The sequence below is a fragment of the [Scytonema hofmanni] UTEX 2349 genome (assembly GCF_000582685.1).
In the GTDB taxonomy this organism is placed as follows: Bacteria; Cyanobacteriota; Cyanobacteriia; order Cyanobacteriales; family Nostocaceae; genus Hassallia; species Hassallia hofmanni.
On sequence record NZ_KK073768.1, the window covers coordinates 3,417,962 to 3,430,453 of the forward strand.

Here is a 12,492-nt window from a genome sequence, read left to right on the forward strand (position 1 = left end):
GTTCGCTGGCTAAACTGGGTGAGCTATGATGTATTTTCCAGGTAGTATTGAAATGCAACTTCAAAGTCAAGCAAAAATTGCACACATTATTGTAGAGACGTGACCGTGGAGCGTCTCTACGGTTGTTGCATGACACTGGTTGCGCCTCAATGCAAATTTCCTATTTTCCTCAAATAATATAAAATTATTAATATTAAGAAATATGTCATAATTATTTATGCCAAGCGATCGCGTCATCGTCATCGGTGCAGGAATCGGTGGACTCACTGCTGGGGCTTTATTAGCTCATAGAGGTTACAGCGTGTTAATTTTGGATCAAGCTCTCGTACCGGGAGGTTGTGCTTCTACCTTCAAACGCAAAGGATTTACCTTTGATGTGGGAGCAACTCAAGTAGCGGGGTTGGAACCAGGAGGTATTCACCACCGTATTTTCTCAGAATTAGAAATCGAGCTTCCCGAAGCGACTCCTTGCGATCCCGCTTGTGCGGTGTATCTTCCTGGGGAGAAAACACCGATAAACGTTTGGCGTGATTTAGAAAAATGGCAAGAGGAACGGCAACGGCAATTTCCTGGTAGTGAACCATTCTGGCAATTAATGGCAGCTTTATTTAAAGCTAGTTGGAAATTTCAAGGACGCGATCCGGTGCTACCACCGCGTAATATTTGGGATTTGTGGCAGTTGACTAAGGCAGTCCGGTCTGGTACATTAATTACCGTGCGTTACACTTTGTTTACGGTGGGCGATGCTTTACGAGCTTATAAATTAGGAAGCGATCGCCGTTTGCGGACATTTTTGGATCTGCAATTAAAGCTGTATTCTCAGGTGAATGCAGAAGAGACAGCATTACTTTATGCAGCGACAGCATTGAGTGTATCACAACTACCGCAAGGATTGTTTCATCTTCAAGGTAGTATGCAAGTATTGAGCGATCGCTTAGTTTCAGCTTTAGAAAGAGACGGTGGTCAGTTGTTGATGCGGCATACTGTAGAACAGATCGAAGTAAAGCATAACAAAGCTGTCGCCGTCGTCATTAAAAATCAGAAAACCGGCGAAGTCTGGAGAGAATCAGCCAATCATATAGTTGCAAATGTCACCGTACAGAACTTAGTGCAACTATTAGGTGAAAAAGCTCCTCGCGGGTATAAAAAGCGAACAAAAAATCTCCCACCCGCATCCGGTGCATTTGTAGTTTATTTAGGTGTAGATGAAAGCGCGATTCCTTCAGGATGCCCGCCCCATCTACAATTTATGTATAATGCCAATGGTGAGATAGGCGAGAATAATTCGTTATTTGTTTCCGTCAGTCATGGGGGAGATGGTCGGGCACCGGAAGGTAAAGCAACAATTATTGCTTCTTCGTTTGTCGATCCGTTACCGTGGTGGGAGACTGAGGATTATGAAGAATTAAAACAAAGATATACAGAAGAAGCGATCGCTCGTCTTTCGCAATACTTCTACCTGAAACCAGAAACGATAATTCATGTAGAAGCAGCAACACCACGCACCTTTGCTAATTATACAGCACGCGATCGCGGTATTGTCGGCGGTATTGGTCAAAGAATATCCACTTTCGGTCCCTTTGGTTTCGCCAATCGGACACCAATCAAGAATTTATGGTTAGTGGGAGACTCTACCCATCCAGGGGAAGGTACTGCTGGAGTAAGTTACTCAGCACTTACAGTAGTTAAGCAAATTGAAGCTCATACGTAGTAACCACTTCAGTGGTTAAATATAGCGCTTTAGCGCTAACCACATATAACTAAGTATTTTTCGAGTGCGTTATGTGTAACGCACCCAACTACGCATCTTTTCTGACCGATGGGTAGTAGAAGTGTTACCCAAAACCCTTTGTAGAGACGCGATTTATCGCGTCTTCCGGTCATTTCCACGCCTATGTCTATTAATCAAAATACCACAATCATCGTAGAGACGTTCCGCCGGAACGTCTCTACAAAATCCTAACCCCTACATTTTATTTTTTATCGCCAATCGGATTGATTTCTCCGACAAATTTTAACAAGTCAACCATTGTAAATGTACCAGGAATTTGGGAAGGTAGTATTGGCTTCCAATCTGGGCAACGCACTAAATATGAGCTGCTATCTCCTTCTAAAAGACCGACAAACACCTCAGCGAGAATGCGACTTCCGACTTGACCCAACCGCTTTCCTTGACCTTGGACTTGCGCTTCTTTGAGGATATAATACCACAGTGGTGACTCAACATGAAAGTTATGCTTGACAGCAACTGCTCCATCAGTTCCTGTGGAGATTTCAGCCCTAGTCAACGGCTGGAGTCTCATAAACCGAGCTACACTTTGACCTGATGGTAAGCCGAGACTGCGACCACGCAGCAGGTTTCTCACTGCCAATGAATTAGGAGGTGGAACATTTGGCAAATTCTTCAACGGGTCAACCAGGAATGGATCTAGCTTGCGGCTCAAACCAACTGGTACATTAGAATCGATTTGAAAGAACCTTCTCCAGTCAATAATCCAGTCACTGGGAATAGGAATATTAGCAAAGTCACCCAACTCACCTGATTTGGCAGTGAAACGAAACAGCAGTTCCAAAGTAGCAGGAGTGACTCCTCCAGGAAGAGGAGTGAAAACCCGGTTGTAGTCATAAACCGCACGTACCATGCTGTGACCGAGACGATAGGCAGCTACTGAAAACTCAACCGGGATGAATGGCTCTTTCTTAAAATTGTAAAAGCGTCTGCCTTTATTCAACACCGTCTCTAGCTGATCCTTGTCAAGAATGCGAGTCAAAAAATCGTTGAGTACAATCCATTGATAGTGCCAAATCACCAATTCTCTGGCTTGTATAAAAACCGATTTGTCAGTAGAATTCTTTGGTTTAATGCTTCCATCTCTAATGCCTGCAACTATTTTGTTGTGAAACTTCAAAAAAGCTAGGTGCAGTTGTGCAACAATTAAGTTTTCATCGTTGCGTGAGTCCCCAAGAAGACCCAAAGTACTCTGGGCACGAGGCAAGTCATTAGGCAATTTAGTCGGAAGCGATGGATCTCCTGCTCCTGGCTGTTCGTTCGTTGTCCCAATTAAAAAGAGATCCGGGTCATTGAGTTGGTAGAGATACGGTTGCACATCCGGTCCTGAACCATAGAGACTATCAAGGTCAAGCTTTGGTGTGCGGAAATTTTGCACAGCCAATGGATCGACAAGAGTCTCTTGCAGAGCAGTGGTATCAAGGGTTATGTCATGATCGACAAATTGACCAAGATAAGTGAACCCCGCAGGGACATTTAAATTGTCACCGGCAGGAGTATTTGGGCTAGGATCGTTCATTGCGTTGCCCAATTCAGTCAAACTTTGTTGTGACGGAATAAAACTCGGCAATTTAGGAAACATTCTCCCGAATTTACCTGCTTCTGTAAATTCACCCAGCGGTTGATTTTCACCTGTACGAGGGGCAAATCCATGAAATCTACGCATCTTTATTGTCTTCCTATTTGGAGTTTGTTGTCCAATTGAAAAGAATTCAATTTGTACTTATCTGTAGTATGGTTTGGGCAAATAAGTTCTGGCAGTACCCCTGAGGGTACTCTTGTATCATGTTCGGAAATTATATATGCGTAATATTATGATCGTTAAATTACTTACAACGTAAAGACGTTCCGGCGGAACGTCTCTACGACTGTTACACGGACATGGTATTATATAATGTCCGATAAATTACATATGATGTAAAGACGTTCCGGCGGAACGTCTCTACGAGTGTTACGACGTTTTTATTATTGTTAATTAAACGGACATGGTATTATATAATGTCCGATAAATTACATATGATGTAAAGACGTTCCGGCGGAACGTCTCTACGACGGTAGGTAGGTTTTTATTAATGTTAATTAAACGGACATGGTATTATATAATGTCCGATAAATTACATATGATGTAAAGACGTTCCGGCGGAACGTCTCTACGAGTGTTACGACGTTTTTATTATTGTTTATTAAACAGACATGATATGAAATAAAAATTTAAAAAATATCCTTGCGTTTTTGTAACCAAAAAGTAACAGTTAAATAAATTGCCGTATGCAAACACAAAATTCCCCAATTTAATCCTAGATTCCCCCAGGTTGCATCATAAACTGGTGTTGGGTCTAATGGTCTAGCTAAAGTGCTACCATCAGGTAATTTGATCGGATCGGGAATCATTGCATTAATATTAACTAAAGTGCCATAAGCACCTATTGACCAACGACTCAACATCAACCAGGAAATTTTACTACCAAGACCTTGCATTTTAAACAAGACACCAGAAAAGATAATTTGAAGTATCAACAATAGAGGTAAGGCACTATTCGCTTGACTGCTATTTTTGACAATGGCAGAAATTAATAGCCCTAAACTCATACTAGTTAAAAGTGTGAGGAAAGTAGTAATTGATAATCCTAAATACCAAGAAATTAATTGCGGTTGGGGAGATTTAAATAAACCAATTACAATTAAAGTAATTAACAAAGTTTGCAATAATGCTAAACCTGAAAGAATTATCAATTTAGAACCAAGATAAGCAAATAAACTCAAATTTACCAATCTTTCGCGCATGTAAATCGCTGCTTCTTTGACAATTTCTTGTAATGAACTAGAAAGTCCCACCCACAAAGCAGCACAGGTAAATACAAATAACACTCGTAAGGCTAAAGGTGCAAGAGTTGCATCTGGTTTTGCTGGTAAAACTAAGGGATGGATATCTTTAAGTGCAATGATAATAAAACTAATGCCGATAGGTGCGGTTAAAAGTGCTAAAGCAAGATTGATGCGATCGCGTTGCTGAATCTGAAAATATCTTTGAGCAAGAATACTTAATTGCTTTATAAAATATATACCAGAAGCTTGTTTGTTACCAGCATTGATTTGTGAAGCTTGATTTCCCGGACTGAGGTGATTGACAACGTAGTGGCGATAATCGTCTGAAGAGTAAAATTTTTGCGCTTGGTCGATGACGGTTTCCGGTTTTTCTAGCTGGTTGTAGATATCTGCGAAGTCTTCCTTAACACCAAAAAATTGCAAACATGCATCAGGGGGACCAAAATAACACAAGCGTCCACCTTGACCGAGAAAAACCACGCGATCGCACAACTTAATATTAGCCGTCGCATGAGTCACCAAAATCACCGTCCGTCCTTGGTCTGCCAATTTCCGCAATAGTTGCATCATCTTTTTATCCAACCCCGGATCGAGTCCAGATGTTGGTTCATCTAAGAAAAACAACTTCGGATCGGCTAACAATTCTACCCCAATACTGACACGTTTGCGTTGTCCTCCACTCAATTCACTTACCCTAGCATTGCGACGGTGGGACATTTCCACATCTTGTAAAGTCTTTTCCACCACCTCTGCAACATCAATATCTGGTGGTAATCGCAGCTTGGCAGCGTAAGTAAGCACTTCTGCAACTGTCAATTCTCGGTGAATAATATCGTCTTGGGGAACATAACCGATTGAAAAGCGATAGATATTGAAGTTGCTTCGCAAGTCTTCCCCATTTAAGTAAATCACACCTTTGGTTATTTGCTCAGTTCCTAAGAGCGATCGCATCAAAGTTGATTTACCTGCACCACTTCCCCCCACCAAAGCAACAAATTGTCCCGGTTCAATCGCTAAAGAAACATCATCTAATCGACGCTTACCTTTAGTTTCTAGCACCACATTGCAAGCATCGAGACGAATTTGATCGCCTTGATCGAGTATCTGTAGTTCATCACCACGTATAACTAAAGTGTATGGTCCAATGCGAATAGTTGCGCCCGGTGATAGTAATATACTGCTATTAACTCGCTGTCCATTGACAAATACGCCATTGATACTGTGGTCGCGTAAAATGTAGCGTCCTTGAGCATCTGTATCAATTGTGGCATGATGCCGGGAAATTGTGTGAGCCTCTAAAGATAAAGTAGCATTAATATCTCGACCAATTAATACAGAGCGATTTTTGAGAGAAATTGATTGTAAACCCGGTTTAGTTGTGATTACTGGGTTAGCAGGATTGTAGTATTTCAACAAAGCCTGATTTTGCGGGTTTTGACCAATATAGATTTCACTGCCATTTTTAAGTAAATATCCTGTATCGGTCGTGATGCGACTGTGATGAAAATATAACCCATTTGTACTGGGTTGAGTGCCATCCCCATCATAGATGCGGTAGTCTTCCCCTTCTTTGCGTAACAGAGCTTGGCAACGTCCTACTACTTGCCAATCTTCGGGGATTACCAAATCGACTTGATTGCGATCGCGTCCGATTAAGTGCTGCGGTTTATTTAACTCTATGTGTAAAACTTTTCCCTGACTTTTTAACTCTAAGTACTGGTTTTTAGTTGGTAAATTTTTGTTGACTATTTTTGTATTCATTGAAGAATTATGATGATTAATTAAGGTGTCTTTTCATATTTAAATCGAATACCGTTCAATCCGGTTCGGATAAGATCATAAGCATTGCCGATAATTGCTGTAGAGACGCGAAATACGAAGTCTCTACACATCTGACATTTTTACAAACAATCTTTAACCGAAACGTATTGCAATACCGTTGGTGTTAAACCCCAAATCCTCACTTAGATTATTTCACCGATCCAAAATCCACTTCTCCATATACCGTAGTGTGGGCAGAAGTCGGTGTACCAAATTAGATTATTAACCTATATTTTTAGTGTGATTTTACAAACGTCTGTCAAATAATAACCCAACTTGCAGTTTATCAACCTTTATCTGCTTTTAGCTACAATATATACAATCGAAAACATAAATCCTAGCTTTTCTTATCCAACTTCTGGCATAATTACAGAAATTACTTGATTCCGATTCTTACGATAAATTCTAAAATCACTACTTCTTGCTTCATTCTCGTAACGGTCTGTTAAGATACTCCTTGTTTGTAGATAAATCTCCAGGTTCTCCATCCACACATCCTACTAAGTCTGCCGCAGCTTCTAAAGCAGACATTAGCGTCCCATTAGGATGCTTAAACTCCACTTTTCGTGATTTGCTGTGTAAGAACTCCACGAAGTCAAGCACCTGCTGCTGTTTTTCAAGGGAAAGGGTTCTCACTTTTTCTGCAATAAGTTGGTCTATGCCAATTGCTTGAGTCATCAGTCTTTACTCCAGTCTTATCACTTCAAGTGTAAATCCAACTTTACAAGAAAGGCAGAAGTTCGAGGGCAGAAGGCACTTATGTTAGGAGTATCAATTAAAACTTACTTTGTGGGTTTAAAGCCCAGTTGAAACAAATAATTATACTCAAGATGGCTTGCACGGACGGTATAAAACGTCCTTGTTTCAATCCCACTATGAGTAAGGGTGGGTTGCCTTCTGCCTTCTGCCTCCAGCATAAGTGCCTTCTGAAACCATCACCAATATATCTTGGCTTGTCTGCGATCGCATGACAAATGGTAAATAGACATCATCCGAATTTAAATATGCTTTATCCAGAACCACTAGAGACGTAGCAGTGCTACGTCTCTACATTCTTTTTCACCACTATCTCTAATAAAGCTGATATCATCAACTTTCTATTCTGCTGCTTGCTGCCTTTATCTAGTAAAATATATAACAATTACTTTTGTCTCAAGTTGCGCTAGTTTATGCAAATAGTTTTAAGCGATCGCTATCGAATTATTCAAACTTTGGGAAGCGGTGGATTTGGTGAAACTTTCCTTGCAGAAGATACCCAAATGCCATCAGGTCGTAGATGTGTAATTAAACAGTTAAAACCGATTATTAATAATCCTCAGGTTTATCAATTAGTACAAGAACGTTTTCAAAGGGAAGCCGCAATTTTAGAAGATTTAGGGGGAAATTCTGACCAAATTCCCAGATTGTATGCATACTTTCATTTAAATGGACAATTCTATTTAGTTCAAGAATGGATTGAAGGTGACACGTTAACATCAAAATTTCGTCATACGGGATTATTTAGTGAAAGTGCTGTGCGAGAAATGTTAGTGAACTTGTTGCCAATTTTGGAATATGTACACTCTAAAAAAATTGTTCATCGCGATATTAAACCAGATAATATCATCTTGCGTCAACGCGATAATAAACCTGTTCTAATTGACTTTGGTGCAGTGAGAGAAGCGATGGCAACTGTGATAAATTCTCAAGGAAATCCTACCAGTTCAATTATAATTGGTACACCTGGATATATGTCGAGCGAGCAAGCAGCAGGTAGACCAGTTTATTCGAGTGATTTATATAGTTTAGGATTAACAGCGATTTATTTACTAACAGGGAAACAACCGCAACAATTAGAAACAGATTCCCGTAGTGGGGAAATTGTTTGGCGTTCTTTCGCTTTGAATGTTAGTCCAACACTTGCGGGAATCATTGATCGAGCGATCGCTTATCATCCACGCGATCGCTTTTCCACCGCTAAAGAAATGTTGGAAGCATTGCACTCTAATTTTGCAATTCCTTCTACCATACATGCCACACAACCACCAATAGTAACTGCACTGTCAGCACCACCTCAAACCATGATTTCTTCTACTCCAACAACACCTAACCATCAAGGTAATGGACAAAGGGGAATCCTTCTTGCCAGTTTAATCGCTGGTGGCTTAATTGGTGCTTCTATTATTATTGGTCTTGCTCTTAACAAACAACCTCAACAAGTAGCATCTAACCCACAAACTACCACACCACCAAATTCTCAGGACGATGCACAACCTGTAAAATCCCAACTTCCTAGAACTTCAGAACCTTCAATAAACAAAGACGAAACCCAAGAAAACGCACGACTCATCAAATCCCAAATTTCCAGAACTTCAGAACCTTCAGCAAACAACGAAAAAATCCAGGAAAACGAACAACCGATCAAATCCCAACTTCCCAGAACACCAGTATATTCTCAGCCGATTATTACACCAACTCAAACTTCTATTTCAATACCGACACAAATTGATAAACCATCACCACAACAAGCTCTGCAAAATTATTTTACAACTATTAATCAAGGTCAATATCAAAGTTCTTGGAAACAACTATCTCCGAGCTTTCAAAGTGATAAAGCTATTCACCCCGATGGTTATGTTTCTTACATTGATTGGTGGGGTGGAAAAGTTCAACATGTAGATATTGAACAAGTTAGTTTGGTGGAAGAAACTACAAATACAGCTACAGTAAATAGTAAATTAAAATACTTCATGAAAACTGGTAAAGAAGTTCCTGAATCTGTACGCTTTTCCCTAATATGGGATGGGGAAAGTAATAATTGGCTAATTTCTGGGGCAAAATAATTATTGCAAAATTGGCAGGTATAAAATTAGAAAATATTATTTTCCGTATAAAGGGATACGCTTGGTGTTAAGACAATGATACGATAGTCTTCCCCTTGTTTACGTAATATCATGTCCTAATAAATAACATAATAAAAGAACCCCACCCGCCTGTGGCACCCTCCCCGCTCTTCGTGGAGGGTTGGGGAGGGGTTCTTCATGAATTAAGGCGATTGCCCGGTCATCACATAACACATTAGCGAGAGTCATTGATAAAGCGATCGCTTATCATCCAGGCGATCGCTCCATAAGCACCCATACCATGCGTAAGTCCTAAAGTTATAAAAATATTTGTATAATTAGAGACACATTCGCGTTTCTACTCTAAACATACTACGTGTACTTTAGCAAGGACTTTTATGAACAGTTCGGATAAGGCAAAACGAATCGTATCTCCCTGGTGGCGCTGGCCTATTGAAGCTCTATTCCCTGATAAAAAATTTGATGGACAATTCCAAAATCCAGGTAGCGAAGAGGTCTTTGATTTTGACTGCGTAATGGCATCTGTTAACCCAATCGCCACCATTGCATCTGAAATCGCCTATTATCCAGAAAACGATCAGCGCGAACTTTTTGCAATTTTTATCTCAGGGCTGGGACAACGTGAATCAGAGTCTTCAAGAAGGAGCCGTAGGTATGCTAATACTCTCTTAACTGGCATTGCCAATATGAACAATTCCACTTTTCTTAAACAACATCCAATTATCGGTTTCATTAACCGATATCTTGACTGGATTAATGCAGCTTTTGACTATGTTGGTTTATCTAGTAGTCCAGTCATTGAAAATGCGGCAAGTTTGATTACTTATGCCGTTACCAACTCGATAACTCTCAATTTATCAGGCGATAGTCTTGGAACAATTTTCTTGGCTAGAGCTATTAAACTTGCTAAAAGAAAGTTTATTTGTGGACGCGCTAGGGTGTTTGACTTTCGAGAACGACGAATTCAAGAACAGAAGTGGAAGCAGCGCACTAGTCAACTGATCAATGTCTTCACCTTCGGTAACGGGTATCGAAAATGGGTATTAGGTCCAAATTACATTATGGTTTTTATTCAAGGCGATCGATTACCAGAGAAATATGGAATTACACCCCAAAGAGCTATTAAGCAAAAACGAGACGATATAAAATTTTTGATATTTCCACGTTTGTTTCCTGAAGGCAGCTTTGAAGCTCATAATATGATGTTTACAATCGAACTTCTTCGCGAAACCTTTCAAAAAAATCAGATTGAAATTGGTGATTTTGTAAGCTTATATAACAAACTGAATTCCAGCACCCTAGAAATTGCTACACCCGATGAAGTATCATGGCCCAGCGACATGAAAAAGTATGTATGGAATCAAGACAGCCTCAAGTCAATTCCATCTTTATCGTGACACGAATTGCTGTATTTTTTACGGGGTGTGATGCGTAAAAGATTTAATAATTTGGAACTTTGAGTTTCACAACTCAGTCAACTCATATTTGACCCAAATTGCGATTAGATGAGCCGTCTTATGAAGCAACTGTTGGTTATTACTGCTTTAATTTCGCCACTTTGCTTAATTGTATCAACACAAGTGCTTGCTCAAACGCAGCCAACAGAGGCGGAAATTCAACAAGCTTGTGCCAATCGGCAGATTGACAAACTGCCTGCGCCATTTTCTGATGTGCCTTCATATCACTGGGCATCTGAAGCTGTAGCGAATCTATATTATTGTAAATCAGCGCGGCGAAATGCATCTACTAGCGGACTAAAAACCGCGCCTGACAAGGTAACAATAAATGGACGCTCCTACGGAATTGATGCTTATTTGTGGCGTAATTTTATGCCAAGTACCACTCCCAATAATAAGGGAATAATGGCGAATGTCCGCTTGAAAGCACAGGATGGAAAACCAGTAGCGTCAACATTAACTGTTGATAAATTGTGGCTAATTAAAAGTAATGGTGAAACAGTTTGGGAAACTACCTTTTCTGAACAACCGAGAATTTCTAACTCTGGAGTCGAGATGGTAGTCAGGGGTGGACCAAATTTAGAACCTGATAGCGTGGTTGATGTGGTGGTTCGCTTGCGGAATGGGAATAAGACTTATTTAGTGCGATCGCCTGACCAAAAAATTCAACGCACATATTAAAAGTAATGAGGGCTAAAGCCCTCATCTTTAAGCACGAAAAGTGCTTAGTACTGTTTGAGTCGAACTACTTCAAACTCGAAAGCCGCAATACGTCGATTATCAATGTAAACTTCTATCTTATGCTTACCACTTGGATCGCCAGGAGCAATAGTCCAAAAGTTTTCAATCACACCATTTTGAGCCTTCTGTGTACGAGTAGTTACACCTTCAGTACCATTTGCTGTTAGTGAGAAGTTTTCACCATTATCTGTACCCCAGTTTTCTGGTTGTTTTGGCAATCGCAGAACTTCTCGCCATGTTACTTCACCCTTGTAATCTTTAAGTTGAATTCGCCATCCGTAACGCTTTTTCTCTTGAAGTGGTACTCTCATTGTTGGAATGAAGGTAACATTACCTCTGGCGCCAACTCTCTCAACTCCGAATTCAGCTTTTGTGACAGAAATCTGTTTAGAATTGCTAGATTGAGAAGTCGCAACAGACTGATCCGCCAAAACCGAAGTTATCAAGGGAGATGTCAACCAAAAAGAAGCCAGCACAAGGGTAGTTCCCCAAACTCTCAAAAACATACTTTTTCTATGAGATATTCCTACTTATTAATAGAGGAATATCAACTCGTGTTCCGGACACACTCTATGAAAATTGAGAATAGTGTGCTATTTGCTGGTGGAGTTTAAATCTTGGAAATGAACTTCCAAGTCATATTTATAACAAAGGGATTTAAGTTTTTCTTTAACGAGCGATCGCACATTTTCTGGTGAGACAATTACGCAGTCTGGTGCATATTGCATCACTTCGCGAATAAACCAAAAAGTGCTAGTAACTTGTCTAACAACTCCTCGCACTCGCTGTTTATCAGGTAGCCATTCGATAAAAGATAGATATATTAGAACTAAAGGCTGTTAAAGCTAAAGCTGTATGAGTAACAATGATTTACTTTTGATCCCAGCCTCTAATGCGTTGCGAGGGATTGGATTCTACTAATTTTCTTGTTTAAAAAAAAATCGTAATTTTACAAGAAAGGCAGAAGTTCGAGGGCAGAAGGCACTTATGTTAGGAGTATCAATTAAAACTTACT

Annotated in this window: 9 protein-coding genes and 1 pseudogene; 4 read left to right on the top strand and 6 right to left on the bottom strand. The window is 40.2% G+C overall.

All coding sequences use genetic code 11. The annotated features are described in order from the left end of the window. Positions 1–217 precede the first annotated feature (217 nt). Positions 218–1,711 carry a C-3',4' desaturase CrtD gene (crtD, locus tag TOL9009_RS0120380; RefSeq protein WP_029634419.1) on the top strand — a complete coding sequence of 498 codons (1,494 nt, stop codon included), beginning with the start codon at positions 218–220 and terminating at the stop codon, positions 1,709–1,711. A 262-nt stretch (positions 1,712–1,973) separates the two neighbouring features. On the opposite strand, the gene TOL9009_RS0120385 is transcribed toward crtD, so the two are convergent. From TOL9009_RS0120385 to TOL9009_RS47520, 4 genes are all read right to left on the bottom strand, one after another. Continuing rightward, complete coding sequence (locus tag TOL9009_RS0120385; RefSeq protein WP_051502966.1) at positions 1,974–3,455, bottom strand: peroxidase family protein; 1,482 nt, start codon at positions 3,453–3,455, stop codon at positions 1,974–1,976. A gap of 545 nt (positions 3,456–4,000) precedes the next feature. After that, entirely contained in the window at positions 4,001–6,376 is a 2,376-nt protein-coding gene (locus tag TOL9009_RS0120390) for an ATP-binding cassette domain-containing protein (protein WP_029634421.1), read from the bottom strand. Positions 6,377–6,862: 486 nt separating this feature from the next. Continuing rightward, entirely contained in the window at positions 6,863–7,114 is a 252-nt protein-coding gene (locus tag TOL9009_RS0120395; protein WP_029634422.1) for a DUF2281 domain-containing protein, read from the bottom strand. 195 nt (positions 7,115–7,309) lie between these two features. Beyond that, the gene (locus TOL9009_RS47520) at positions 7,310–7,459 is read right to left on the bottom strand and encodes a hypothetical protein (RefSeq protein ID WP_186227610.1); all 150 of its coding nucleotides are present in this window, start codon (positions 7,457–7,459) and stop codon (positions 7,310–7,312) included. 146 nt (positions 7,460–7,605) lie between these two features. On the opposite strand from TOL9009_RS47520, the gene TOL9009_RS0120400 reads away from it, so the two are divergent. The 3 genes from TOL9009_RS0120400 to TOL9009_RS39860 all read left to right on the top strand — a co-directional run bounded on the left by TOL9009_RS0120400 (position 7,606) and on the right by TOL9009_RS39860 (position 11,417). Further along, the gene (locus TOL9009_RS0120400; protein ID WP_029634423.1) at positions 7,606–9,258 is read left to right on the top strand and encodes a serine/threonine-protein kinase; all 1,653 of its coding nucleotides are present in this window, start codon (positions 7,606–7,608) and stop codon (positions 9,256–9,258) included. Between the two features lie 398 nt (positions 9,259–9,656). Further along, positions 9,657–10,676, top strand: a complete 1,020-nt coding sequence (locus TOL9009_RS0120405) for a hypothetical protein (protein ID WP_029634424.1) — start codon at positions 9,657–9,659, stop codon at positions 10,674–10,676. Between the two features lie 120 nt (positions 10,677–10,796). Continuing rightward, positions 10,797–11,417 carry a hypothetical protein gene (locus TOL9009_RS39860; protein ID WP_038296473.1) on the top strand — a complete coding sequence of 207 codons (621 nt, stop codon included), beginning with the start codon at positions 10,797–10,799 and terminating at the stop codon, positions 11,415–11,417. Positions 11,418–11,461: 44 nt separating this feature from the next. Here the strand turns inward: TOL9009_RS39860 and TOL9009_RS0120415 are convergent, their stop codons facing one another. Both TOL9009_RS0120415 and TOL9009_RS45915 read right to left on the bottom strand, forming a co-directional pair. Continuing rightward, positions 11,462–11,983, bottom strand: coding sequence for a hypothetical protein (locus tag TOL9009_RS0120415; protein ID WP_038296474.1), 522 nt, complete (start codon positions 11,981–11,983; stop codon positions 11,462–11,464). Positions 11,984–12,070: 87 nt separating this feature from the next. Further along, positions 12,071–12,283: pseudogene (locus TOL9009_RS45915) on the bottom strand (hypothetical protein); the annotation flags it as partial. Positions 12,284–12,492 lie beyond the last annotated feature (209 nt).